Origin of the sequence: Kitasatospora sp. NPDC052868 (assembly GCF_044547105.1) — a bacterium.
Lineage (GTDB): Bacteria > Actinomycetota > Actinomycetes > Streptomycetales > Streptomycetaceae > Kitasatospora.
On the sequence record NZ_JBITZW010000001.1, the window covers coordinates 702,290 to 725,855 of the forward strand.

The window sequence follows — 23,566 nt, forward strand, 5'->3', positions numbered from 1 at the left end:
CCGGTCACCGCCCCTTCGGGCGTCCGCGGTGTCGGCTGTTCGGCCGGCGCGGCTCCCGGCTACCGCAGGGCGGCGAGCACCGCGTCCGCCATCACCTTCTCGCCGGTGGCGTTCGGGTGGAACGGGACGGCCGGGGAGCCGGGCAGCGCGCCCTCGATCCAGCGGTCGTTCGAGCAGACGTCGTGGCCGGCGGTCGGGGTGGCGGTGTCCACGTAGGTGGCGCCGCCCGCGGCGGCGGTGGACTTCAGCATCGCGTTCAGCTGGTCGAGCACGCCGTGCATGTACTCCACGTCGCCCGCGGTGACCGGCTGGCGCAGGAAGCAGTCCGAGCCCCTGGCGGGCAGCACGGACGGGTAGCCCACCAGCAGCACCCGGGCGTTCGGAGCCTTGGCGTGGATGCGCTTCAGCGTGTCGGCGATCTGCGGCCGGGCGGCGGCGATCCGGTCGGCGAGGTCGTCGTTGCCGTACTGCCAGGACCAGCTGGACCAGTCCCAGTAGCCGTGGTGGAAGACGTCCTTGCAGGGTGTGCCGAGCGGGTTGACCACCGCGCCGGCGATACAGACGCCGACCAGCTCGCCGAGCCCGAGGTCGGTGGCGCCGAGGTCGTTGCCGCCGATCCCGAGGGTCACCAGGTCGGTGTCGGGGGTGACGGCGTCCAACTGCGGGTCGTTGACCCGGATGAAGGCGTCGTACTGGGGCTGCGTCATCGCCTTCACCTTGGCGGCGGCGCAGGTGACGTCGGTGTAGGCGCCGGCCTTGAGGGCGGCGGCCACCAGGTGGCCGTAGTTGCGGTCGGAGCGCAGGCAGAGTCCGGCCGACTGGCCGGGCACGCCGGCGCCGGCGGCGTAGGAGTCGCCGAGCGCCACGTAGTGCCGCGGGGCGGGAGTGGCCGCCTGGGCGCTGGTGGAGGTCAGGGCGAGCGAGGCGCCCAGCGCGACGGCGCCGAGCAGGGCGGACCTCCCGGCGGAACGGGGCTTCCGGGTGGTACGGAGTTTCCGGGCAGGGCGGAGCACGGTTCCTCCTGGGGGAGAGAAACGACGGTGGGTGGGGGTCGTGCGAGCCGGGCCACAGCTACTGCTACTCCCAGGTAAGTTACTTGCAGGTTTCGTTCACGTCCATGGACTCCGCCGAATTCGCCGAAATTCCGTCAGATCTATTTCGAATTACGCTCCACCGCGTATCGAAGGTATTTCCGAAACGCCTCGGAGCGGAATTCCCGCCGCAGCTTGTTACCCACCGGTTGACGGGCCCCGGCGCAGGCCGCAGTATCGGGCGCACGCGACACTGCCGGAGCACCGTGGAGGACCCGCATGGCCCTGGACGCCGACGTCATCGTCATCGGAGCCGGACTCGCGGGACTCGCCGCGACCGCCGAACTCGCCGACGCCGGACGGAAGGTGATCCTGCTCGACCAGGAGCCCGCGGCCTCGCTGGGCGGCCAGGCGCACTGGTCCTTCGGCGGGCTCTTCCTGGTCGACTCGCCCGAGCAGCGCCGGATGCGGATCCGCGACTCGCACGAGCTGGCCTGGCAGGACTGGCTGGGCACGGCGGGCTTCGACCGCCCCCAGGACGCCTGGCCGCGCCAGTGGGCCGAGGCGTACGTCGACTTCGCGGCCGGTGAGAAGCGGGCCTGGCTGCGGGCCCAGGGTGTGCGGTTCTTCCCGGTCGTCGGCTGGGCCGAGCGCGGCGGGCTGCTCGCCGACGGGCCCGGCAACTCCGTCCCCCGCTTCCACATCACCTGGGGCACCGGGCCCGGGCTGCTCGAACCCTTCGTCCGCCGGGTCCGCGCGGCCGTCGGACGCGGGCTCGTCGACTACCGGCCGCGCCACCGGGTCACCGGGCTGACCGCGCAGGCCGGGGTGACCGACACCGTCAGCGGCGAGGTGCTGGTGCCCAGCGGCGCGGCGCGCGGCGAGGCCAGCTCGCGCGAGGTCGCCGGCTCCTTCGAACTGCGGGCACAGGCGGTGATCGTCACCTCCGGCGGCATCGGCGGCAACCACGAGCTCGTCCGCAAGGCCTGGCCCGCCCGGCTCGGCACCCCGCCCGCCCGGCTGCTGTCCGGCGTCCCCGCGCACGTCGACGGGCTGATGCTGGGGATCGCCGGCGCGGCCGGCGGCAACCTGATCAACGGCGACCGGATGTGGCACTACACCGAGGGCATCGAGAACTGGGACCCGATCTGGGCCCGGCACGGCATCCGGATCCTGCCCGGCCCGTCCTCGCTCTGGCTGGACGCGCGCGGCCGCCGGCTGCCCGTCCCGCTCTTCCCCGGATTCGACACCCTCGGCACGCTCGACCACATCATGTCCACCGGGTACGACCACACCTGGTTCGTGCTCACCCAGAAGATCATCGAGAAGGAGTTCGCACTCTCCGGCTCCGAGCAGAACCCCGACCTCACCGGGCGCTCGCTGCGCGGGGTGCTCGGCCGGGCGCTGCCCGGCGCACCCGGGCCGGTCGAGGCGTTCAAGCGGCACGGCGCCGACTTCGTGGTGGCGGGCAACCTGTCCGACCTGGCGCGCGGCATGAACGCGAAGACCCGCGAGGCGCTGATCGACCCGGACGAGCTGCGCCGCGTGGTCGAGGCCCGCGACCGGCAGCTCGCCAACCCGTTCGCCAAGGACCTCCAGGTCACCGCCGTCCACGGCGCCCGCCGCTACCTCGGCGACAAGCTGATCCGCACCGCCGCGCCGCACCGCATCCTGGACCCGGCGGCCGCGCCGCTGATCGCCGTCCGGTTGAACATCCTGACCCGCAAGTCGCTCGGCGGCCTGGAGACGGACCTCGCCGCCCGGGTGCTGCGCCCCGACGGGGAGGTGCTGGAGGGCGTCTACGCGGCGGGCGAGGCGGCCGGATTCGGCGGCGGGGGCGTGCACGGCTACCGCTCGCTGGAGGGGACCTTCCTCGGCGGCTGCCTCTTCTCCGGCCGCACGGCGGGGCGGGCGGCGGCCGAGGCGACGGCGTAGGAGGGGGTGTGGGAGCGGCCGAGGCGACGGCGCAGGAGGGGCGGGCGGGTCGGTAGGTGCGGACCTGGTCCAGGAGGGGGCCGGGCCCGCGGCCGCGGCCGGATCCGGCGTCAGAAGTAGAGCATTGTTCTAGAGAACTTCTTCAGTTCTGTTCTATGCTGGCCGAGTTGGCGGCCGAGGCCGTGGCGGACGGTCGAGCGGAGGCGCGGAGATTCCCCCCAAGCAGCAACGGGGTGAGGCCACAGTCGAGTTGCTCCTCGGCAGTGCGCTGCGCGTGTACGCGGAGGCGGGCCAGCAGGGGTTCACCGTCAGTGCCGTCACCGCGGCGAGCAGGGTCAGCCCGGGCAGCCTCTACCACCACTTCGGGAGCTTCGACGGCCTGGCCGCCGCGCTCTACATCCGATGCCTGGAGCGGCAGTTCGACGAGATGACCGCCGCGCTGGAGAGCGGCCGCACCGCGCGCGCCGGGGTGCGGGCGCTGGTCCACGCCTACCTGCGGTTCACCGAGGAGCAGCGGGACGCCGCCCTCTTCCTGCACTCGTCCGCCTACTCCGGCTACCTGGCCGCCCGGGCGGAGCAGATCAAGGCCGCCCGGGCGGCCGGGCTGGCGGTGATCGGCGCCTGGATGCGGGCCAGGATGGAGCGGGGCGAGATCCTGCCCCTGCCCGATCTGCTGGTCGAGGTCCTGATGATGGGACCGCTCGCGGAGGTGGCCCGCCGCCGGCTGTCCGGCGGCTGGGAGGGGGACCGGGGTGAGATCGCCCGGATCCTGTCGGAGGGGATCTGGCGCTCGCTGCGGGCGGGGCCGCCCGGGTCGACCGGTGCGACCGCCGGCGGCGGGGTGGCGGGCCGACCGGTGGGGAGGGCTGACGGTGGGGCGTGACATGGTAGTGACAATCTGTTGGTGCTGGGAATCGCGAGAGGGCGGGGCATGACTGGTCGGGGGGCCGTACTCGGAGGCCGCTACACGCTGACCGAGTGGATCGGCGGCGGGGGCATGGGCGCGGTCTGGCGTGCCGACGACCGGGTGCTGGGGCGGCAGGTCGCGGTGAAGGTCCTGCACGCGGGGCTGCTGGAGGAGGGGACGTTCGCCCGGCGGTTCCGGCGCGAGGCCCAGCTGCTCGCGGCGATCAGCCACCCGGGCATCGTGGACGTCCACGACTACGGGGAGTGCGGCGGTGCCGAGGACGGCGGCACCGAGGGCGAGCGGATCGCGTACATCGTGATGGAGCTCGTCGAGGGGCGGCCGCTGGACAAGGTCCTCGCGGAGAGCGGTCCGATGTCGCCGGAGCGGGCCCTGGGCATGCTCGCGACGGCGCTCGACGCCCTGCACGCCGCGCACCAGCAGGAGATCGTGCACCGCGACGTCAAGCCGTCCAACCTGATGCTGGGCGCGGACGGCCGGGTGACGGTGACGGACTTCGGCATCGCGCGGGCGCTCGTGAGCACCACGCTGACGGCGACCAACGTGGTGATCGGCACCGCGCTGTACATGGCGCCCGAGCAGGCCGGGGGCGGGGGCGTCACACCCGTCTCGGACCTCTACTCGCTCGGCGTGGTCTGCTACGAACTGCTCACCGGAACGCCGCCGTTCACCGGCGAGAGCGTGGTCGAGGTCGCGCTGAAGCACGTCCAGCAGCCCGCGCCGGAGCTCCCGGAGGAGTTCCCGCAGGAGGTGCGGGAGTTCGTGGCGCGGGCGCTGGCGAAGCAGCCCGGCGACCGGTTCGCCGACGCGGCCGCCATGGCGGCCGCGGCACGGGCCGCGGTCGGCGACCGGTCGGCACCGGTCGCCGCGGTCGTGCGTGCCGTGCCCCCGGCTCTTTCCGCGGCGGCGGCAGGGGCGGGGGCCGCGGGCGTCGAGGTCGCCAGGGTGGAGCCGCGGACCAACCCCGAGCCCGCCCGGCGCCGGACGTGGCAGCGGTTCCTGGTGCCCATCGTCGTCCCGGTGATCGTCACCACGAGCGCCGCCACCGTGCTGCTGGTCGAGCGGGGGCCGTTCAGCTCGCAGGCGCAGCCCCCCGGCGGGCAGCCCGTCGCCACGGTGTCGGCATCCGTGACCAGCGGCCCGTCGACGGGCAGCGCGTCGCCGGGTGAGCAGCCCCCGACCACGCCGCCGGCGAGCACCGAACCGCCGGCGAGCGCGGCCCCGACCGAGACCCCGCCCGCGGCGGGCCAGCCGCCGGCCGCGGTACCGCAGCCCGGGGGCGGTGCAGCCGCGGGCGGCGCCGGCTCCACGGGCGCCTCCGCCGGTGGCGCGGCGGGCGGTTCGGGCGGTGGTTCGGGCGGCACCCCGCCGAAGACGGGCGGGGGAGGCGCGGCCGGCGGGGGCGGCAGCGCGGGAGGCGGGACAGCAAGCGGTGGTGGCAGTGGCGGTGTCGCGGCCCCCGCGCCCAACCAGCCGGCTCCGCAGGTGCCCGTGCCCAACCAGCCCGCCCCGAACCCGCCCGCCCCGCCGGCGCCCGCGAACCCGCCCGTTCCGAACCAGCCCGTCCCGTCGGCGCCCGCATCGAGCCCGCCGCCACCGGCCGTGCCCGCGGGGTGCGGTGGCACCAGGTGGGGTGCCATCGTCAACGTGGCAGACGGTCTGAAGCTCGGCCTGGCGACCGACTCCCCCACCGCGGGAGCCGGGATCGTCATGGGCGGTACGACCGCCTACGGCTGGGTGCGCTCGGATCCGGACCCGGGTGGCTGGTACCAGATCTTCCCGTGCAGCCTGACGAACCCGGCACTCGTCCAGGACGTCTCCTGGTCGAGCAACAAGGTGATGCTGTCGCCCGGGTTCAGCTTCATGACGAAGTGGACGGTGGCCCGGGCGAGCACTGCGGGTGCCTACTACCTCCAGGACTACGCGTCGAAGAACTGCCTGACCGACAACGGCGCGGGCAACCAGGTCACCATGGGTACCTGCACGCCGGGCAACAAGTACCAGGAGTGGCGCATCCCCTGACCGTCCGGCCTGCCGGAGGCCGCTGCCCGTCCGCCCGTCTGCCCGTCTGCCCGTCTGTGCCGCTTGCTCGTGCGAGCGGTGCGGGCGGGCAGCGGCCTTCTGCGGTCGGGCGGCGCTGTGGGGCTGCGGGGCGGCCTCGCCGGCCGCCCGTGCCGGACCGGGTGACCGCCGGGACGCCCGGCACCGTGCCGACGGCCCGGGGCTGACAGGTACGCTGCCGTTGCCGCCCGGTGCCGCCGGGCACGAGGGCCCCGCCGTGGACCGTCGGCCGCAACGGCCCGCGGCCGCCGCGGGAAAGGCCCTGGCAGCGGCCCCGGAGCACGAGGAGAACCGAACCGATGAGCCGTCGAGACCGCGAGCGCAAGCCGGCCGCGTCCCCGGTGACCGTCACCGTCTGCCGCGCCTGCTGCTGCGGCTCCGAGGAGAAGCACCCGGGCGTGGACCACGCCGGGCAGTACGAGCGGCTGCGCGAGGCCGTCGGCACGGCGGGCCGGGTGCGGGCGGTCAAGTGCCTGGACGCCTGCGCCCACTCCAACGTCGTGGTGGTCGGCCCGTCCGGCGAGGGCCGCGAGGCCGGCGGGCGCCCGGTCTGGCTGGGCTGGGTGCTGGCGGACGACATGATCGAGGAGATAGCCGAGTGGGTGCACGCCGGCGGTCCCGGCCTCGCCGACCCGCCGGGCATGCTGGACCTCCAGCAGATCGCGGTCTCCCGCCGGATCCGTGAGGGCCTGCCGAACTGAGGCCGTCCCACGGATCCCCCCGGGTCCGCGAGCGGCCGCCGCAGACGCCCGTCCCGGCGGCCCCGCCGGGCACTACCATTTCCAGGGGCGCCCCGGCTTGGGAGGAAACGACGTGACCACGGTCTGCCGCATCTGCGCGGGCACCGGCCGCACCGCCGGCCTCAGCTGCCGTACCTGCCAGGGCACCGGTACCACCGAGGTCGGCGGCGGGGGCGGCAACTGCTTCCTCTGCGACGGCACCGGCGTCTACGTCCGCTACCGGGTCGACGCGGGCGGCGCCAAGCACGCCTACCGCGACGAGGTCTGCCGCACCTGCGACGGCACCGGCAACCGCGCGCCCAGCACCTGGGACGAGCAGCCGTAGGGGCCGTCAGCCCCCAGCGCGTGCGGACTGCGACGGCGGATCAGCATCCGGGCCGGGCCGGACGATCCGGCCAGGTCCGCCCGGGGACGGCGGCTTTGCCGAAGCATGGTCGAACATTGGCGTTCGACTGACCGGCACGCCGGGGCTCGTTCACCGCGTGTCCGCATGCGGTCAACGCGCCGCTGGAAGAGTCCCGCCCATGGATATCCCCAACATGGGCGTGCCCGCGCAGCTGGCCGACCGCATGAGCATGGCCGAGCAGCACGAGTACCTGCGTGCCCGTCACTCCCGCCGCCGGATGCTGCGCGCGGGCGCCGTCACCGTCGGCGCGCTGGCGGTGGGCGGTGCGCTGGGCAGCGGCACCGCGTCCGCCGCCCCGGCCGGCCCGCAGCTGCTGACGGGCGGTACGACCGACGGCATCGACGGCGCGCTGGTCGCCCCGATCGGCCGCCACCTCGCCTTCGGCCCCGAGCCGGACACCCAGTTCCGGGTCTCCTGGCAGGTCCCGGCCCCGGTGAGGAAGCCGTTCCTGCGCTACGGCCGGAGCCCGTGGGACCTCAGCCACAAGGTCCAGGCCGAGGTGCGGACGCTGCACACCCCCGCGCTGACCCCGACCGGCCAGCCGGTCGACCAGTACTACCTGCACGTCGCGCTGGAGGACCTGCAGCCCGACACCACGTACTACTACGGTGTCGGCCACCAGGGCTTCGACCCGGCCTCGCAGCAGGCGATCTCGACCCTGAGCACCTTCCGCACCGCGCCTTCGCGCGACCACCGCTGGGGCAAGGTGTACGAGCCGTTCACCTTCACCGCCTTCGGCGACCAGGGCGTCAGCGCGCACGCGGCCGGCAACGACCACATCATCCTGGCCCAGAACCCGGCCTTCCACCTGCACGCCGGCGACATCTGCTACGCCGACCCGGCGGGCTCCGGCCAGGACTCGGACCGGACCTCGTACAACGCCACCACCTGGGACGCCTTCCTGGCGCAGACCGAGACGGTGGCCTCGAAGGTGCCGTGGATGGTCTCCTACGGCAACCACGACATGGAGGCCTGGTACTCGCACAACGGGTACGGCGGCGAGAACAACCGCTTCTTCCTGCCGGACAACGGCCCGGACCCGCGGACCGTCCCCGGCGTCTACACCTTCCGCTACAAGAACGTCGGCGTCATCTCGCTGGACGCCAACGACGTCTCCTACGAGATCCCGGCGAACCTCGGCATCTCGGCGGGCAAGCAGACCAAGTGGCTGCAGCGGACCCTGAAGGACCTGCGCGACGACGAGACCATCGACTTCATCGTGGTCTTCTTCCACCACTGCGCCTTCTCCACCACCCACCAGCACGCCTCCGAGGGCGGGGTCCGCGAGGCCTGGGTGCCGCTGTTCGAGAAGTTCCGGGTGGACCTGGTGATCAACGGTCACAACCACGTCTACGAGCGCACCGACGCGATCCTCGGCAACAAGGTCTCCAAGGCGGTGCCGAGCGGCGCCACCATCGAGCCGGCCACCGACGGCGTGGTGTACGTGACGGCGGGCGCGGCCGGCCGCAGCCTGTACAGCTTCGACGCCCCGGACACCTACGAGGGCCACGAGAACCGCGTGGACTCGGTGGACACGTACCACTTCGCCAAGGGCGGGGTGAAGGTGACCGAGAAGGTCGAGTGGTCCCGGGTGCGCTACACCGGCTACTCCTTCATCAAGGTCGACGTCACCCCGGCCCACCTGGGCCGGAAGTCGTCCATGAAGGTGACCGCGCTGGCCGAGAACGGCACGCAGGTCGACAACTACACCATCCTGCGCAAGGTCGGCGAGGGCTGGGACAGCGCCACCGACGACGACGGCGAGGGCGGCGGCTGGGGCTGGTAGCAGCCGGCAGCAGCCGCGGACCCGTACGGGCGGGCCGGCCGGGGAGACCCGGGCGGCCCGCCCGTCGGCGGTTCAGAGCGCGGCCAGCTGCTCCGCGAGGGTGTCGCTGTGCTGGAACGTCAGCCCGGCGAGGGCGACGTGCTTCCAGCGGACCGTGCCGTCGCCGTCCAGGACGAACACCGAGCGGCGCAGCCCGAGCCCGGGGACGGCGATCCCGTAGGAGCGGACGACGGTCCGGGTCGGGTCGGCGAGCAGCGGGAAGTTCAGCCGGTGCTTGCGGGCGAACTGCTCGTGGCTGTCCAGCCCCTGCGGGCTGATGCCCCAGACGGTGGCGCCGAGGCCGCGGAAGCGGTCCAGGTCGGAGCTGTACGAGCAGAGCTGCTTGGTGCAGACGGGGGTGTCGTCACCGGGGTAGAAGACCAGGACGAGCGGGCTGCCCTTGGCCTCGGCGAGCCGGTACTCGCGGCGTTCGGCGGTGCCGGCCTGCTCGTCCAGCAGCAGGCCGGGCAGGGTGAACTCGGGCGCGGGGGCGCCCACTTCGGGGGATTTCGCCATCGTGGTTCGGTCCTTCGCGTGCGGCGGCGCGGTCGCCGCCACCTTACGTCCCCGGTCAGCCTGCCCACCCTGACGGACCGTAGCGAGATCGCGGACCGGTCGGCCGGACATGCCCTAGCGGCGCGGTCCGGCCATGATCACGGCCACGCCGGCCAGGCAGATCAGCGCGCCGAGCACGTCGTACCGGGTGGGCCGGAAGCCGTCCACCGCCATGCCCCAGAGCAGTGAGCCGGCCACGAACACGCCGCCGTACGCGGCCAGCACCCGGCCGAAGTGGCTGTCCGGCTGGAGGGCGGCGACGAAGCCGTAGCCGCCGAGCACGAGGACACCCACCCCGGCCAGCCACCAGGGCCGCGACTCGCGCACGCTCTGCCAGATCAGCCAGCAGCCGCCGATCTCGGCGAGTGCGGCGAGGGCGAACAGGGCGGCGGAGCGCAGAGCGGTCATGGCGGATCAGCCTACGACGCACCCCGGGGCCCGGGTCTGACCGGGTCTGACCGTATCGCACCCTATCGCTCCGTATCGCGCAGGATCAGGCCGGATTGGACCGGATTGGGCCGTGCGGCGGGGGTCGGAGGGGTGTCCGGGGTGGGGCGTTCGGCGCGTAAACCCGTTTCCCGTTGAAGAGTTGACGCTGTTGCGGAGGTGCGTCACGGCTGTCGTGGGGTTACGCGCGAAGATTTTTCACTTCATAACGAATCGAGCAGCCGGTGGTGAGTTTCGCCTTCAGTTATTGACGGAATCGCCGGGCGCGGATTGACTCCGTCCTCTGCCGTGACGATGCGGCGCAGTCAGGAGGCACCACCCACCATGAACAGAACGACCCGTCGTGCGGCAGCGGGCACGGCCGCCGTGGCGCTGGCACTCGCCCTCGCAGCCTGCGGCCAGAGCGACGGAGGGGCCCGGCCGAGCGGCGTGGGGAGCACGACGATCGGTCTGCTGCTGCCCGAGAAGACCTCCTCCACCCGGTACGAGGCCTTCGACAAGCCGCTGATCGAGTCCACGGTGGCCTCGCTCTGCACCACGTGCGTCGTCGACTACGCCAACGCGGACGGCAACGAGGGCACCCAGAAGCGGCAGTTCGACGACCTGCTGGCCAAGGGCGTCAAGGTGATCATGCTCGACCCGGTGAACGCCAAGATCACCTCGTCCTGGGTCGAGGCCGCCACCGCCAAGGGGGCGAAGGTCATCGCCTACGACCGGCTGGCCGAGGGCAACGTCGCCGCGTACATCTCCTTCGACAACCAGCGCACCGGTGAGATCCAGGGCCAGGCCCTGCTGGAGGCGCTCGGCCCGAAGGCCGCCGCCGCACAGGTCGTGATGATCAACGGCGCCGAGTCCGACCCCAACGCGGCGATGTTCAAGGCCGGCGCGCACCGGGCGCTCGACGGGCGGGTCAAGGCGATCGCCTACGAGCAGTCCGGCGAGTGGAAGCCGGAGGTGGCCATGGTGAAGATGAACGAGGCCATCCACAACCTCGGCAAGGACGGCTTCCAGGCCGTGTACGCGGCCAACGACGGCATGGCCTCCTCCGTCATCGAGGCGCTGAAGGCGGCCGGGATCAAGAACGTCCCGGTCGGCGGGCAGGACGCCTCGATGGACGCGGTGCGCCGGGTGCTCACGGGCGAGCAGGCCTTCACCATCTACAAGCCGTACAAGCCCGAGGCGGACGCCGCGGGGAGCATCGCCGTCCAGCTGCTCAAGGGGATGGACATCAGCGCGGCGGCCGGCGCGGCGGTCGACAGCGGCGGGCTGCGGATCCCCTCGCTGCTGCTCACCCCGATCGTGGTGACCAAGGCGAAGGTCCAGGTCACGGTGGTCGGCGGCGGCCTGTACAAGGCGGCGGAGATCTGCACGCCGCAGTACGCGGACGCCTGTGCGGCGGCCGGCGTCAAGTAGGCCCTGTCCCCTGCGGTCCGGGGGGACCGCAGGTGTCCGGGCCCCGGGGTGCTCCCCGGGGCCCGTCGGGCGTCAGACCTGTCGGTAGGTGGCGAGGAAGCGCCCGATCCGGTTGATCGCCGTCTCCAGGTCGTCGGCCCGGGGGAGGGTGACGAAGCGGAAGTGGTCCGGGCGCGGCCAGTTGAAGCCGGTGCCCTGGACGACGTGGATCTTCTCGCGGAGCAGCAGGTCCAGCACGAACTGCTCGTCGTCGACGATCCTGTGCACCGCGGGGTCGAGCTTGGCGAAGGCGTACAGGGCGCCCTTGGGCTTGACGCAGCTGACGCCGGGGATCTCGTTGAGCGCCTTGTAGGCGACGTCCCGCTGTTCGGCGAGCCGCCCGCTGGGCAGGACGAGGTCGTTGATCGACTGGTGTCCGCCGAGCGCGGCCTGGACGGCGTACTGCGCGGGGACGTTGGGGCACAGCCGCATGCCGGAGAGCATGGTCAGGCCCTCCAGGTAGTCGGCGGCGTGCTGCTTGGGCCCGGAGACGACCAGCCAGCCGCTGCGGAAGCCGGCCACCCGGTAGGACTTGGACAGGCCGTTGAAGGTGAGGGTGAGCACGTCGTCGGCGAGCGCGGCCAGGCAGTGGTGCTCGGTGCCGTCGTAGAGGATCTTGTCGTAGATCTCGTCGGCCAGGACCATCAGCTGGTGCCGGCGGGCCAGGTCGAGGATGCCCTCCAGCAGCTCCTTGGGGTAGACCGCGCCGGTCGGGTTGTTGGGGTTGATCACCACGATGGCCTTGGTGCGGGCGGTGATCTTGGCGGCGATGTCGTCGAGGTCGGGGTACCACTCCGCCTCCTCGTCGCAGGCGTAGTGCACGGCCTTGCCGCCGGCCAGCCGGACCACGGCCGTCCAGAGCGGGTAGTCCGGCATCGGGACGAGCACCTCGTCGCCGTCGTCCACCAGGGCGGTGACGGACATCTGGATCAGCTCGGAGACGCCGTTGCCCAGGTAGACGTCGTTGACGCCGACCCCGCTGACGCCGCGCTGCTGGTAGTACTGCACGACGGCGCGGCGGGCCGGCAGGATGCCCCGCGAGTCGCTGTAGCCGTGCGCGTTCGGCAGGTTGCGGATGATGTCCTGGATGATCTCCTCCGGCGCCTCGAAGCCGAAGGTCGCCGGGTTGCCGGTGTTCAGCCGCAGCACGCTGTGCCCGGCCTCCTCCAGTGCGTTCGCCCGGTCGACCACCGGGCCGCGGATCTCGTAGCACACGCCCGTCAGCTTGCTGGACTGCCGAAACTCCACTGCGGCCTCCCGACCATCAACCGTCACCCGCCATTGCCGTACGCGCGGGCCGCGCCATCCTGGTTGCTTTGTTCTACCAAGTAAGCACTTGGAAAGTCCAACCTTTTGGCTATGCTGATCCACATGTCACGCCGAAGCTACGACCAGTACTGCGCCGTCGCCCGCGCCCTGGACGCGGTGGGGGAGCGCTGGAGTCTCCTGATCGTCCGTGAACTCCTGGCCGGCCCCCGCCGCTACACGGACCTGCACGCCGACCTGCCGGGCGTCTCCACCGACATCCTCGCCACGCGCCTCAAGCAGCTGGAGGGCGAGGGCCTGGTGGTCCGCCGCCGGCTGGAGCGGCCCGCCAACGCCACCGTGTACGAGCTCACCGAGCGGGGGCTGGCGCTCCGCGCGGTCATCGGCGCGCTGGGTGCGTGGGGGCTCGACGCGCTCGGCGAGCAGCGGCCGACGGACGCCGTCCGGGAGCACTGGTTCACCGAGTCGGCTACCCGGGACGCGGCGGCCGTTCCCGGCTAGGGCCTGGTTGCGGCGGTCCGCCGGACGCGCGGGTTTGCGGTGTCGGGCCGGTGGGTGCGCGGCGCGGGGTGGCCGGGTGCGTGACGCCGGGTCGGTGGCCGACCGTCGGGTCTGCGGCGACCGGCACCCCCGCGGTCGGCCGCCGCGGGCGGCCACCGGCCCGGCGAGACGTGTCGTCCACGGTGCCGGGTCGCGCTAAACGGCGGATCGGCGTTCGATGAGTGGTGCCGTTGATCCGGCCGCGGGCCTGCCGGGCCCGGCCGCTGTTTCCGGTGGGCCCCCGCCGGAGGCCGGAGGTCGGGGCGCGTACGATCGTCGGGCCATGGAGAACACCGCTCACACCTCGCGCACCGGGCCCGCCGCACCCACCGGGCCCGCCGTGTACGCCAGTTACGTCGCCGTCGGGGACTCCTTCACCGAGGGCATGTGCGACGACCTGCTCCCCGACGGGCACTTCCGGGGCTGGGCCGACCGGGTCGCCGCCCGGCTCGCGGCCGAGCAGCCGGCCGGGACCTTCCGGTACGCGAACCTCGCCGTCCGGGGCAAGCTCATCGGACAGATCCACGACGAGCAGCTGCCCGTCGCCACCGCGATGCGCCCCGCGCTGGTCACCCTGGCCGGCGGCCTCAACGACGTGCTGCGCCCGCGCTGCGACATCGAGCTGGTCGAGGACCTGCTCGGCCGGTCCGCCACCGCGCTGCGCGCCACCGGCGCCACCGTCGTGCTGTTCACCAGCACCGACCCGACCCGCCGGATGGCGGGCAGCGCCCGGCTGCTCCCGGCCATCCTGCGGATGAAGGCCTTCGTCCACGAGCTGGGCCGCGACGACCCGGGCATCGCCGTGGTGGACCTGTTCTCCGCGCCCTGCTTCGACGACCGGCGGCTCTGGGCCGAGGACCGCCTGCACCTGTCGCCCGAGGGCCACCGCAGGGTCGCCGAGGCCGTCCTGGAGGCCCTCGGCCACCCCGCGTCCTTCGACTGGCGCGCCCCACTGCCCGCCGCGGCCCCGGCCGGCCGCGGTGCCCGGCTGGCCGCCGACGCCCGCTGGCTGCGCACCCACCTCGGCCCCTGGATCGGCCGCCGCCTCACCGGCCGCTCCTCCGGCGACGGCCGGGCCCCGAAGCGCGCGGAGCTCCTCCCGTACGAGGGCTGAGCTCCCCCGTCGACAGCGGAGCGGGCCGCCGGGCGCGAGGGTGCACGCCCGGCGGCCCGCTCACCGGTTCACCCGGGTCGGCCGTTCACCCGGGCCGTCAGACGCACCAGTTGTTGAAGACGGACACCTGGTTGTTCCACGTGCCGGTGTCCCAGACGGCGGCACCGTTGGACTTGTAGATGACGAGGTTGCCGTCGTCCTGGACCGCGACCCGGCCGCCCGGTGCGGCGACGTCCCCGATGGTGCAGGCGAGGGCGTTGCCCTTGTACAGCTTGATGTAGCCGGTCGCGGACCAGCTCAGGCGGGTGAGCCCCCAGCCCGAGGTGCCACTGGCCCACAGGACCGCGCCGTCCCAGTTGCGGTAGAGGACCAGGTTGCCGTCGGACTGGAACTTCAGGTGCACCCAGTTCGACGACATGCTCACGTAGTCGTTCGGGTACCAGTCCGGGGTGCTGAGGACCAGCGCCTTGCTCTGGTCCGCGGCGGAGGCGGACGGGCTGACCGCGAAGGTCAGGCCGGCGGCGACGATGGTGGCCGCCCCGACTGCGGCGATCCGCTTGGTGAGGTTCTTCACGAGAAGACTCCTGCTGGGTCGAGTGATTCGTGGAAGAAGCAGGCAGGCCCCGCACGGCCTCCGGCTCCTGAAGGAACCTATCCCGGCCGGGAGTGCTCCGTGCACGGAAAATGAGTCAACGTCAGATCGCTTGTGTCGCAAGGGGCTTGTGGTTCGGTATGGTTCCTGGTCAGTCGTGGCGGAGTAGTTCGTTCCGGGACTGTGCCACGGGCCGTTGCCGCCGGCATGCATGGACCGCTTCACGCGGGGATCGATTGCATACATCCTGTTCGTGGGCGTACTCGGGCCGTGGCTCGGGAGGGCGGGGCCGGAGCGCGGTCGACGTAGACTTGGCCGGTTCGACGCGTCGCCGAGCGGCGCCCACCCTTGGAGGACCGCACATCGTGGCCGAGACCCAGACGCAGCAGGACGACACCGGGAGCACCCCGGGTGACGGGGCCGCCCTGCGGGCCGACTGCGGCAGCTGCTTCGGGCTGTGCTGCGCCGCGCTGCCGTTCGCGGCCGGCGCCGACTTCGCGATCGACAAGGCCGCCGGGACGCCCTGCCGCAACCTGCAGGCCGACTTCGGCTGCGGCATCCATGCGCGGCTGCGGGACAGCGGCTTCCAGGGCTGCACGGTGTACGACTGCTTCGGGGCCGGGCAGCGGGTCTCCCAGGTGACCTTCGGCGGCCGGAGCTGGCGCGAGGCGCCCGAGAGCGCGTCGCAGATGTTCGAGGTGTTCCCGGTGGTGCGGCAGCTGCACGAGCTGCTCTGGTACCTCACCGAGGCCCTGACCTTCGCCCCCGCCCGCCCGGTCCACGCCGAGCTGCGCCGGGCGCTGGACGAGACCGAGCGGCTCGCCCGGGGCGGCCCGGCCGAGATCCTCGCCCTGGACGTGCCGGCCCACCGGCAGCGGGTGGCCGAGCTGCTGCTGCGGGTCAGCGAGCTGGTCCGCGCGGTCGTTCCGCGCCGCCGGGAGCACCGGGGCGGCGACCTGTTCGGCGCCCGGCTGCGCGGCGCGGACCTGCGGGGCGCCAACCTGCGCGGCGCGCTGCTGGTCGCGGCCGACCTCGGTGGGGCGGACCTCCGGCTGGCCGACCTGATCGGCGCCGACCTGCGGGACGCCAACCTGGCCGGGGCCGACCTCACCGAGGCGCTCTTCCTCACCCAGGCCCAGCTCAACGCCGCCCGCGGCGACGCCTCGACCCGCCTCCCGGCCACCCTCACCCGCCCGGGCCACTGGCCCCAGACGGCCACCGCGGCCACCCCGGGCGACCGCCCGGCGAAGGGCCCGGGTCAGGGCCAGGGTCAGGGGCAGCGCCGCAAGCCGCGCGGCCAGCAGGGCAGGCCCCAGGGCGGGCGCTCGGGCAAGCCCCGACGCTGAGCCCAAGGCGGGGGCTGCACAACCGCCGAGATGGCAAGCCGGGCAGATCGGCAGCAGCCGGGCTGCGCGTGGGGGCTGCCTGGGAAGTCGGTGGGGCCGACTTGTCGTGCGGGGTGGGTGTTGGTCTGCCGGGGGTCAGGCCAGGATGCGCAGCTCTGTGGCCGGGTGGCGGCGGAGGAGGGCGCAGGCGGTGCCGGCGAGGGTGGTGAGGGCTACGGCGGCCAGGGCGTAGCGGGAGTCCGCCGGGTGGAGGGGCCAGGCCCAGGGTTGGGGGCGGCCGTCGGGGTGCCAGCCGGCGGCCGAGCAGAGCAGGGGCGTGACGGCGATCGCGGCGGCCGCCGGGCGGTGGCCGAGCAGCGGGTGCAGCAGCAGGGCAAGGCCCAGGTAGCCGGCGGTGTTGCGGCCGAGGACGAGGGACAGCTCGCCCTGCCCGGCCGCGAAGGCGAGGGCGCCCAGTACCGCGCCCGCCGCCGCGACGGCCAGCGCGAGCGCCACGTCCAGGCCGCGCAGGAAGCGCCCGGCGACCAGCTCCGTGCGCAGGTCGCCGCGGCCGAGCCCGTGCAGCAGGACCACCGCCGGGAGCAGGGTGACCACGTGCGCGACCAGGAAGTGCCCGGCCTGGCCGCGCAGCGCCGGTACCGGCAGTTCGCCGTCGCCGACCAGCAGGCCGAGGGCGAACGTCCCGGCCAGCGCGGCGGCGACGGCCGGGACGGCGCGGGCCTTGCACCACCAGATCACGTGGCACCGCCCGCGCCCTGCGGGTCGGCGGGAGCCGTGGCGCAGTGCCGCAGCGCCTCCGTGGTCCGCCGGTACCAGTCGAGTTGGGCCTCCCGGGGGAGCCGCAGGACCTGTGCGGCGAGGGCCAGGTCCTGCTCCCCGAACCGCCCGGCGGCGGGCGGGGCCGCCGGTTCGCCCGCCGACCCGGCCGGAGCCGCCTGCGCCGTGAGCCAGGCCGTCACCGGTCCGGTCGCCGCGCCCGCCGGGTAGGGCTCGCCACGGCGGGCGCACTCGGGTGCGGCGGGGAGCAGTCCGCTGACGACGCCCGGTGCCACATCCTGCGGTCGGGCGGTGGTCGGGACGCCCAACTTGGCTTCTCCCGGGCCTGGTTCGGCCGCCATGGTGAGCGCGGCGGGCACCGGGACGCCGTGCTCGGCCAGTCGGCCGACGACTCGCCGGGCCTCCTCGCGGACCAGGCCGGCGCGGGTGTCGCCGAGCTCGGGCCAGAGGCAGATCCGCGGGCGGCCGTCGTCGCAGACCAGCTCCCCGGCGGGCCGGGCGAGGACGGGCGCCGGGCCGAGGCCCTGCGCCAGCGAACCGGCCAGCCCGATCCCGCCCGCCGTCACCGCCAGCGCGAGGGCCGTGGCCGCCGCCGCGCCCCGGTAGCGGATCAGCAGCACGGCCGCCGCGCAGACCGTGCCGCTGAACGCCAGCGCGCTCCACACCGCGCGGACGTCCAGCACCTGGTCCACCCCGCAGCAGTCGGAGAGCCCGCCGCCGACCAGGTGCCGCAGCCAGAACGCGTCGAACGAGGCCGGGTAGGCGTTCAGGACGAAGCCGGCGACCAGCGCCAGCGGCACGGCGACCACCGGCACCAGCACCCGCCCGACCACCGACCCGACGAGTGTGTTGGCGAGCAGCAACCCGGCCCAGACGGCGAGGACACCCGGTTGCGGTGCCCCGGCCGCGCTGCCGGCGGCCAGCGCGGCGGTGCCGAGCGCGGCCGCCATGCCGAGTCCGCCCATCACCGCCACCGGCAGGAGGACGGGGGCGGTGACGGTCAGCGGGGAGCGGACCGGCGAGCCGTCGAAGACCCGCCCCCGGTGCAGCCGGGCCCCCTCCCAGGCGCCCGCCGCGGCGCAGGCCGCGCAGACGAAGGGCAGCGCGAAGGTGGCCTGCCCGGCGGCCGAGAGCCCGTACGACGGGGTGACCCAGGCGGTGAGGTCGTCCGCGAGCGCGACCAGGACGAAGCCGAGCAGGAACGGCAGCGCGCGGGTCGCGGCAGAGGTTCGCAGCAGGGTGCGCAGCGGCATCGGTCAGACCTCCCGCTCGACCAGGCGCGCGTACGCGGCCTCGGCGGTACCGGGGGCACCGGCGGTACCGGGGGCACCGGCGGTACCGAGGGCGTGGAACTCCGCGGCGCCGCCCTGGAACCGGACCGCGCCGCGGTCGAGCACCACCACCTGCCGGTAGATCTCGGCGAGGTCCTCGGTCTGGTGGGTGGAGACGATCAGGCTGACCTCCCCGGCCAGCTCCTCGATCAGGGTGCGGAACACGCCGCGCTGCGCCGGGTCGAGCCCGGCGGTCGGCTCGTCCATCAGGATCAGTTCGCTGTGGTGGGTCAGACAGCCCGCGATGCCCATCCGGCGCAGCTGGCCGCCGGAGAGCTGATGGCTTCTGCGGTCGGCGAGTTCGGTGAGCCGGACCCGGGCCAGCGCGGTGGCGGAGGCCTGCCAGGCAGCTGTGCGGGACATGCCCTTCAGCCAGCCGCAGTACGCGACCTGCTCGCGGACGCTGAGCCCGGGGACCGGGGTGACCTGCTGCGGCAGCCAGGCGACCGCGCGTCGGTAGGCGGTCCGGTCACCCCGCCCGGCACAGCCGCGGCCCCGCCAGGAGACCGCGCCCCGGCGAGGCGCGAGCTGGGAGGCGGCCAGGGCCATCAGGGTGGACTTCCCGGCGCCGTTGGGGCCGAGCAGGACGGTGGCCGGGCTGTCGATCCGCAATTCGAAGGCGGTGAAAAGATTTGCGTTCCGGGTGTACCGGAAGTCGATGCGGTGGAATTCAAGGGTCATGTCGGGATCGGCGCATTTCGCTCGGCTGGTGCGGTGCGGGGGGAGATCGGGGGCGCGGGAATGGCGTGGGTATGTGCAGGAGGGTGCGGGAATGTGCGGGAGGCGCGGGAGGGCGCGGTGCGGCGTTCCGGCGGGCGGAGGCGCCCGCCGGAACGCCGGTCGGGGCGGCGGGGTCGGTCAGGTCGCCGGGGCGGCCGGTCAGTACCGGGCGCTCACCGTGTCGACCCAGAGCGTGCCGCCGGAGCGCACGCCCTCCAGCGTGAAGTAGTACGCACCGGGGCTCTGGTCGCCCCAGGTGGAGGTGTCGCACCGGTTCAGCCGGGAGCCGTAGGACTTGTCCGGGCCGAAGACGTCCTTGTAGAGCGCCACATCGGCGTTCTTGAAGTCGTTGTTCCCGGTGGTGCAGCCCTGGAAGGAGACCGCCGTCGCCACGTCGTCGCGGTCGGCGTCCTGCCAGCGCCGGGACTCCGACCCGGGCGCCCAGTTGCTGATGTGGGAGCTCCACGAGCCCTCGGCCAGGGCCGGCGTCACCCCGGCGAACGCGAGGAGGGCGGCCGCCACCAGAATGCCGCGGGCGGCCCTGAGGTTCTTTGCGTGCATATCCGTCCGATCTTTTCGGTGACACCCCGGGGAGTGTCATGCAGGCAAAAAGAAACGAGCGGGCGATCCGGCCGGTCATCGCCACCGGAAATACACGTTAGCGTATACGAACGTAGCGGGGGTGCCCTTTTAGGACAATCGGCGGGAGGATGCCCCAGGATTGTTGAATCCGGGGCTGTCCGACCGATAGTGACAGGTATTGTCCGGTCGATTTTCTGAATGGTTCGGAGTGGGTTGATGCTGTCCTGTTTTGGCGGTGGTGGTGGGGGTTTCCGTCCGTTCCGGGGAAGGCCGCCGCCCCTCGCCGGGCGGGCGGCGAGGGGCGGCGGCCAGTGCTGGTGGCATATGACCGGACGGGCGGATGGCCGGTTCACGATGGCCCGGCGGGCCGGGTCCGGTCCGGCCGAGTCCGGGGGAGCTCAGACCGCCGGGGTGAGCAGCCGTTCGCGCAGCGCGTCCACCAGGGCGTCGTCCACGCCGAGCCGGTCGGCGGCGTAGCCGCGGACGGACCCGTGGGCGGCGGCGAGGTCGGCGAGGGTGAGCCGGATGACCGCCTCCGGGGCGCGGCCGAAGCCGGGCCAGCGCAGCGTGCGGCCGGGGTTGGCGGCGTGCCAGTCGGCGATGAGGCGGGGCGTGGCGAGCTCGGTGAGGGCGAAGTCGGCGGCGATCTCGTCCTCGTGGACGCCGAGGAGGGAGAGCACGAGCGCGGCGATCAGCCCGGTGCGGTCCTTGCCGGAGGCGCAGTGGAAGACCAGCGGCTCCTCGGCGCCGGCGATCAGGTCGAGTACCCGGCGGATCTCCTCGACCCCGTCCTCGGCCACCTCGGCGAAGCGGTCGGCGAGGTAGCGCCACGGGTCCACGTCGGGGTCGATCTCGGCCTGGTCGTAAGGGCGGTGCTCGATGGAGAGGTTGTGGTACTCCAGCCCGAGCTCCGGGATCCGGCCCTTGGCGGCGATCTCCCACGGGTAGCGCAGATCGATCACCGTCCGGACGCCGAGTGCCCGGAGGCGTTCGCCGTCCGAGCCGGCCAACTTGGCGAGCGAGTCGGAGCGGTAGAGCAGCCCCCACTGCACGGTCCGTCCGTCGACGCCCCGATAGCCGCCCAGATCACGGAAGTTGTGCAGGCCCTCGAACGCGATGTGTCGTGTCATGATCGCACCCTACTGAGTGCGCTGATCGGCAAAGCGGGGGTGTGGGCATGGACGAGCGGATCGAGCAGGCCGGGCTGCTCTGCGAGCGGGCGGTCTTCGGCGGCGAGGACGGTGTACTGGAGGCGGCCGAGGGGCAGTTGGACGCCGTCGAGGCGGACCTCGCGCTGGCGCGGGGGCGGCTGATCCACGCCCGATTCCTGGAGCAGCGGGTCGGCGACGCACGGGAGTTGGAGCTCTTCGAGCGGGCCGCCCGGTTGTACCGGGAGCTGGGCGACGGGCGGGGCGAGGGCGAGGCCCTGCTCTGGACCGGCATCTACCACCAGGTAGTCGGGGGCGACAACGACACCGCGGTGCCCGTCCTGGAGCGTGCCCACGCGTTGGCGGCGCAGGCCGGTGACCGGCTGACGGTGTCGTACGTCCTGCGCCACCTGGGCATCGCCGCGCACATGGCCGGTCGGCTGGGCGCGGCCCGCGAGCGGCTGGAGGAATCGGCGCGGCTTCGGCGGGAGCTGGACTTCCCGGCGGGGGTGGCGGCCAACCTCGTGGGGCTGGCCTACATCGCCGCGGCGGAGGACCGACGGGAGGACGCCCGCGGCCTGCTGGAGGAGGCGGCCGCCCTCGCGGGGGCGGCCGACGCCAAGGCCGTCCTGCGCTCGGTGGACGAGGCGCGCGGGAACCTGTGACACCGTCAGGCCGGTCGCCGCGGGGCAGCGACCGGCCTGAGGGAGCTCAGTGGCCGGGGGTGGGGAAGCCGTCGGCGCGGACGGCGTCGATGAAGGACTGCCACGCGGCGGCGGGGAAGGCGAGGACGGGGCCCTCGGGGTCCTCTCCGACCCCAAGGACGGTGAACGCTACGCCGAGGCAGGCGAGTTGATCGTCACCGAGCTGGTCGCCACCGCGGTTCTGCCCCCCCCCCGAACGCCCGAACACCTGCTCATCGACGTGCTGTTCGAGCACTCCGCGCCCTCCGGGCTGCGGATCGAGGTGCTCGACACCGGACTTCCCGACCGCGGTCGGCCCGCACCCGCCGTCGGCAGATCCCCCGGGCTCCGGCTGGTCCGCGAGCTCGCCTCCTCCTGCGGTCACGAACGCACCGAGGGCGAGCTCGTCACCAACCGCTTCTGGGTGCGGGTGGATCCACCGCCCCGCTAGGCCCTGGGTCTCGGGGTCGGGGGGCCGGGGCGGGGGCGGGTGTTGCGGTCGGCGAGGACCTCGCGGATCACGTGGCGTGCGTTGGCGGCGAGCGACGGGTTGCTGTGGCGGTAGTAGGGGAGCTGGATCAGTGCGATCGACAACGCCCAGGCGCGGCCGCGGAGCCACTCGGCGTCGTCGGCGCCGACCGCGGTGCGGAAGGCGGGGCGGGCGGACGCGGGGAGCAGGTTCCAGGCGACGATCAGGTCGACGGTCGGGTCGCCGACGCCCAGCAGGCCGAAGTCGATGACGGCGGCCAGCCGTTCGCCGTCGACCAGGAGGTTGCCGGGGGAGAGGTCGCCGTGCACCCAGGCGGCCGGACCGGGGTGCACGGGCAGGCGCAGCGCCTCGTCCCAGACGGCGGTGGCGGCGGCGGTGTCGATCACGCCGGGCAGCCGGGTGAGTGCGGCCCGGGTGGCGCTGTCCCGGTCGCCGAGTGGGACGCCGCGGGCGGCCGGCGGGCCGTCGGCGGGGTCGACCGCGCGCAGCGCGGTGATGAACCGGGCCAGGTCCTGGGCGAGTCGGACGGGCGCGGGGACGGCGCCGACGGCGGGGTTGCCGCCGTCCAGCCACCTGACCACCGACCACTCCCACGGGTAGGCCGTGGACGGCCGTCCCAGGGCGAGGGGGACGGGGATGGGGACCGGCAGCCGCGGCGCGAGCAGGGGCAGCCAGTGGCGCTCGCGCCCGACCCCCTCGGCGGCCCACCCGACCCGGGGCAGCCGCACGGCCAGTTCGGACCCGAGCCGGAACATCGCGTTGTCCGTCCCGGCGGAGGCGACCGGCTGGACCGACAGCCCGGTCCACTGCGGGAACTGGGCGGCGAGCAGCCGCCGGACGAGGGCTGCGTCGATGTCCGGTTCGTCGGTGTGCAATCTCTCGGCGGCGCACATGGGCGGCAGCGTACAGCGCGACCTCGTGGGACTCGGCAGGATTCCCGTTACTAGGGTGTCCGGATGTCGAACAAGCGTGTGTAGCGACAGCTGAAGCGGTGGGAGCGGCGGGTCCTGTGGGGCTCGCTCGGCGGGGTGGCCGGGTTGGGGACCGGGTGGTGGTGGACGACCAGACGCACCTGATCGGGATCGCGGAGGGCGGCCGCCCCGAGCGGACGCTTATCCAGCGGGGCTGATGTCGCGTCGGCCGTGGTTCGTCGGGAAATCGGTGAACCGCGGAAGGTCGCTCGAACGTCTAGGCAAAAAGGCCTATCGGCTTCTCCGCGGGGATCGGCCGTTCGCCATCCGAGCCGATACCAATACGGGGGTTGACACCGGAAGTTGGTCTAGTCCATTTTAGTGGGACAACGGATCGGTGCGGCGGGGGCCTTGCAGAGCCCCTTTGCCGGATGGACCAACTGGCCTGCCGACGGCGTGAGTCCACTGCGGATGTCCACGTCCCGTATCGGGTGCCGAGCGCGTAGGAGGTAGGAATTCCAGTCCCGCCCTGGGGGAGGACCACCGCCTGCGCGGGGCGGTCGGCCGGCGCGACGACGCGCCCTTCGCCGGCCCTGTCCGGCATGTGTCCACTGACCTCTCCTCCTGCCGTGACCTGCGGCGTTTCCTGAGTTCCGGCCTCATCCGCGGTACGGGTCAACTCCCGTACG

The 23,566-nt window shown here is 73.5% G+C and carries 22 protein-coding genes and 1 pseudogene; 12 read left to right on the top strand and 11 right to left on the bottom strand.

Annotated elements, in window-relative coordinates:
* Positions 1–59: 59 nt before the first annotated feature.
* Positions 60–1,013, bottom strand: a complete 954-nt coding sequence (locus ACIGZJ_RS03090) for an SGNH/GDSL hydrolase family protein (RefSeq protein ID WP_396455625.1) — start codon at positions 1,011–1,013, stop codon at positions 60–62.
* 297 nt (positions 1,014–1,310) lie between these two features.
* On the opposite strand from ACIGZJ_RS03090, the gene ACIGZJ_RS03095 reads away from it, so the two are divergent.
* The 6 genes from ACIGZJ_RS03095 (at position 1,311) to ACIGZJ_RS03120 (ending at position 8,884) form a co-directional block, all read left to right on the top strand.
* Complete coding sequence (locus ACIGZJ_RS03095) at positions 1,311–2,966, top strand: FAD-binding dehydrogenase (RefSeq protein WP_396455626.1); 1,656 nt, start codon at positions 1,311–1,313, stop codon at positions 2,964–2,966.
* A gap of 250 nt (positions 2,967–3,216) precedes the next feature.
* Complete coding sequence (locus ACIGZJ_RS03100) at positions 3,217–3,849, top strand: TetR/AcrR family transcriptional regulator (protein ID WP_396455627.1); 633 nt, start codon at positions 3,217–3,219, stop codon at positions 3,847–3,849.
* 48 nt (positions 3,850–3,897) lie between these two features.
* The gene (locus ACIGZJ_RS03105) at positions 3,898–5,913 is read left to right on the top strand and encodes a protein kinase (RefSeq protein WP_396455628.1); all 2,016 of its coding nucleotides are present in this window, start codon (positions 3,898–3,900) and stop codon (positions 5,911–5,913) included.
* Between the two features lie 338 nt (positions 5,914–6,251).
* The gene (locus tag ACIGZJ_RS03110) at positions 6,252–6,653 is read left to right on the top strand and encodes a (2Fe-2S) ferredoxin domain-containing protein (protein WP_396455629.1); all 402 of its coding nucleotides are present in this window, start codon (positions 6,252–6,254) and stop codon (positions 6,651–6,653) included.
* Positions 6,654–6,765: 112 nt separating this feature from the next.
* Entirely contained in the window at positions 6,766–7,017 is a 252-nt protein-coding gene (locus ACIGZJ_RS03115; RefSeq protein WP_387948192.1) for a hypothetical protein, read from the top strand.
* Positions 7,018–7,216: 199 nt separating this feature from the next.
* The gene (locus ACIGZJ_RS03120; protein ID WP_396455630.1) at positions 7,217–8,884 is read left to right on the top strand and encodes a purple acid phosphatase family protein; all 1,668 of its coding nucleotides are present in this window, start codon (positions 7,217–7,219) and stop codon (positions 8,882–8,884) included.
* A gap of 72 nt (positions 8,885–8,956) precedes the next feature.
* Here the strand turns inward: ACIGZJ_RS03120 and ACIGZJ_RS03125 are convergent, their stop codons facing one another.
* Both ACIGZJ_RS03125 and ACIGZJ_RS03130 read right to left on the bottom strand, forming a co-directional pair.
* Positions 8,957–9,439: a peroxiredoxin gene (locus ACIGZJ_RS03125; RefSeq protein WP_396455631.1), complete on the bottom strand. Its 483-nt coding sequence runs from the start codon at positions 9,437–9,439 to the stop codon at positions 8,957–8,959.
* A 114-nt stretch (positions 9,440–9,553) separates the two neighbouring features.
* Complete coding sequence (locus tag ACIGZJ_RS03130; RefSeq protein WP_396455632.1) at positions 9,554–9,886, bottom strand: YnfA family protein; 333 nt, start codon at positions 9,884–9,886, stop codon at positions 9,554–9,556.
* A gap of 363 nt (positions 9,887–10,249) precedes the next feature.
* Here ACIGZJ_RS03130 and ACIGZJ_RS03135 point away from each other — a divergent pair, with 363 nt between their 5' ends.
* Positions 10,250–11,338: a sugar ABC transporter substrate-binding protein gene (locus tag ACIGZJ_RS03135; protein ID WP_396455633.1), complete on the top strand. Its 1,089-nt coding sequence runs from the start codon at positions 10,250–10,252 to the stop codon at positions 11,336–11,338.
* Between the two features lie 72 nt (positions 11,339–11,410).
* Here the strand turns inward: ACIGZJ_RS03135 and ACIGZJ_RS03140 are convergent, their stop codons facing one another.
* Entirely contained in the window at positions 11,411–12,625 is a 1,215-nt protein-coding gene (locus ACIGZJ_RS03140) for a pyridoxal phosphate-dependent aminotransferase (RefSeq protein WP_396455634.1), read from the bottom strand.
* Positions 12,626–12,748: 123 nt separating this feature from the next.
* Between ACIGZJ_RS03140 and ACIGZJ_RS03145 the strand changes: the two genes are divergently transcribed.
* Positions 12,749–13,144 carry a winged helix-turn-helix transcriptional regulator gene (locus ACIGZJ_RS03145; protein ID WP_396455635.1) on the top strand — a complete coding sequence of 132 codons (396 nt, stop codon included), beginning with the start codon at positions 12,749–12,751 and terminating at the stop codon, positions 13,142–13,144.
* Between the two features lie 322 nt (positions 13,145–13,466).
* On the top strand, positions 13,467–14,297 hold the full coding sequence (locus ACIGZJ_RS03150; RefSeq protein ID WP_396455636.1) for an SGNH/GDSL hydrolase family protein: 831 nt from the start codon (positions 13,467–13,469) through the stop codon (positions 14,295–14,297).
* Between the two features lie 97 nt (positions 14,298–14,394).
* Here ACIGZJ_RS03150 and ACIGZJ_RS03155 read toward each other — a convergent pair whose 3' ends face one another.
* On the bottom strand, positions 14,395–14,871 hold the full coding sequence (locus ACIGZJ_RS03155; RefSeq protein ID WP_396455637.1) for a hypothetical protein: 477 nt from the start codon (positions 14,869–14,871) through the stop codon (positions 14,395–14,397).
* Between the two features lie 383 nt (positions 14,872–15,254).
* Between ACIGZJ_RS03155 and ACIGZJ_RS03160 the strand changes: the two are divergent.
* Positions 15,255–16,094 (top strand): annotated as a pseudogene (locus ACIGZJ_RS03160) (pentapeptide repeat-containing protein); the annotation flags it as partial.
* A gap of 276 nt (positions 16,095–16,370) precedes the next feature.
* Here ACIGZJ_RS03160 and ACIGZJ_RS03165 read toward each other — a convergent pair.
* The 5 genes from ACIGZJ_RS03165 to ACIGZJ_RS03185 all read right to left on the bottom strand — a co-directional run bounded on the left by ACIGZJ_RS03165 (position 16,371) and on the right by ACIGZJ_RS03185 (position 20,775).
* On the bottom strand, positions 16,371–16,973 hold the full coding sequence (locus ACIGZJ_RS03165; RefSeq protein ID WP_396455638.1) for a hypothetical protein: 603 nt from the start codon (positions 16,971–16,973) through the stop codon (positions 16,371–16,373).
* Positions 16,970–18,265, bottom strand: a complete 1,296-nt coding sequence (locus ACIGZJ_RS03170; RefSeq protein ID WP_396455639.1) for a hypothetical protein — start codon at positions 18,263–18,265, stop codon at positions 16,970–16,972. Before ACIGZJ_RS03170 ends, ACIGZJ_RS03165 begins: the two co-directional genes overlap by 4 nt.
* A gap of 3 nt (positions 18,266–18,268) precedes the next feature.
* Positions 18,269–19,024 carry an ATP-binding cassette domain-containing protein gene (locus tag ACIGZJ_RS03175; RefSeq protein ID WP_396455640.1) on the bottom strand — a complete coding sequence of 252 codons (756 nt, stop codon included), beginning with the start codon at positions 19,022–19,024 and terminating at the stop codon, positions 18,269–18,271.
* Positions 19,025–19,222: 198 nt separating this feature from the next.
* Positions 19,223–19,624: a hypothetical protein gene (locus tag ACIGZJ_RS03180; RefSeq protein WP_396455641.1), complete on the bottom strand. Its 402-nt coding sequence runs from the start codon at positions 19,622–19,624 to the stop codon at positions 19,223–19,225.
* Positions 19,625–20,043: 419 nt separating this feature from the next.
* A complete protein-coding gene (locus ACIGZJ_RS03185; protein WP_396455642.1) occupies positions 20,044–20,775 on the bottom strand; it encodes a tyrosine-protein phosphatase in 732 nt (243 codons plus the stop codon).
* Between the two features lie 47 nt (positions 20,776–20,822).
* Between ACIGZJ_RS03185 and ACIGZJ_RS03190 the strand changes: the two genes are divergently transcribed.
* Complete coding sequence (locus ACIGZJ_RS03190) at positions 20,823–21,458, top strand: tetratricopeptide repeat protein (protein ID WP_396455643.1); 636 nt, start codon at positions 20,823–20,825, stop codon at positions 21,456–21,458.
* A 49-nt stretch (positions 21,459–21,507) separates the two neighbouring features.
* On the top strand, positions 21,508–21,927 hold the full coding sequence (locus ACIGZJ_RS03195) for a hypothetical protein (RefSeq protein ID WP_396455644.1): 420 nt from the start codon (positions 21,508–21,510) through the stop codon (positions 21,925–21,927).
* Here the strand turns inward: ACIGZJ_RS03195 and ACIGZJ_RS03200 are convergent.
* Positions 21,924–22,859 (bottom strand): aminoglycoside phosphotransferase family protein, encoded by a 936-nt coding sequence (locus tag ACIGZJ_RS03200; RefSeq protein ID WP_396455645.1) that lies wholly within the window; start codon positions 22,857–22,859, stop codon positions 21,924–21,926. The two genes, ACIGZJ_RS03195 and ACIGZJ_RS03200, sit on opposite strands and share 4 nt — an antisense overlap.
* Positions 22,860–23,566: the final 707 nt, after the last annotated feature.

What these genes read in the sequence shown, in the direction of transcription:
- ACIGZJ_RS03095 (WP_396455626.1), top strand. Translation starts at nt 1,311, where the DNA reads ATGGCCCTGGACGCCGACGTCATCGTCATCGGAGCCGGACTCGCGGGA.
- ACIGZJ_RS03105 (WP_396455628.1), top strand. Translation starts at nt 3,898, where the DNA reads ATGACTGGTCGGGGGGCCGTACTCGGAGGCCGCTACACGCTGACCGAG.
- ACIGZJ_RS03110 (WP_396455629.1), top strand. Translation starts at nt 6,252, where the DNA reads ATGAGCCGTCGAGACCGCGAGCGCAAGCCGGCCGCGTCCCCGGTGACC.
- ACIGZJ_RS03120 (WP_396455630.1), top strand. Translation starts at nt 7,217, where the DNA reads ATGGATATCCCCAACATGGGCGTGCCCGCGCAGCTGGCCGACCGCATG.
- ACIGZJ_RS03125 (WP_396455631.1), bottom strand. Translation starts at nt 9,439, where the DNA reads ATGGCGAAATCCCCCGAAGTGGGCGCCCCCGCGCCCGAGTTCACCCTG.
- ACIGZJ_RS03130 (WP_396455632.1), bottom strand. Translation starts at nt 9,886, where the DNA reads ATGACCGCTCTGCGCTCCGCCGCCCTGTTCGCCCTCGCCGCACTCGCC.
- ACIGZJ_RS03135 (WP_396455633.1), top strand. Translation starts at nt 10,250, where the DNA reads ATGAACAGAACGACCCGTCGTGCGGCAGCGGGCACGGCCGCCGTGGCG.
- ACIGZJ_RS03145 (WP_396455635.1), top strand. Translation starts at nt 12,749, where the DNA reads ATGTCACGCCGAAGCTACGACCAGTACTGCGCCGTCGCCCGCGCCCTG.
- ACIGZJ_RS03150 (WP_396455636.1), top strand. Translation starts at nt 13,467, where the DNA reads ATGGAGAACACCGCTCACACCTCGCGCACCGGGCCCGCCGCACCCACC.
- ACIGZJ_RS03170 (WP_396455639.1), bottom strand. Translation starts at nt 18,265, where the DNA reads ATGCCGCTGCGCACCCTGCTGCGAACCTCTGCCGCGACCCGCGCGCTG.
- ACIGZJ_RS03175 (WP_396455640.1), bottom strand. Translation starts at nt 19,024, where the DNA reads ATGACCCTTGAATTCCACCGCATCGACTTCCGGTACACCCGGAACGCA.
- ACIGZJ_RS03180 (WP_396455641.1), bottom strand. Translation starts at nt 19,624, where the DNA reads ATGCACGCAAAGAACCTCAGGGCCGCCCGCGGCATTCTGGTGGCGGCC.
- ACIGZJ_RS03185 (WP_396455642.1), bottom strand. Translation starts at nt 20,775, where the DNA reads ATGACACGACACATCGCGTTCGAGGGCCTGCACAACTTCCGTGATCTG.
- ACIGZJ_RS03190 (WP_396455643.1), top strand. Translation starts at nt 20,823, where the DNA reads ATGGACGAGCGGATCGAGCAGGCCGGGCTGCTCTGCGAGCGGGCGGTC.
- ACIGZJ_RS03200 (WP_396455645.1), bottom strand. Translation starts at nt 22,859, where the DNA reads ATGTGCGCCGCCGAGAGATTGCACACCGACGAACCGGACATCGACGCA.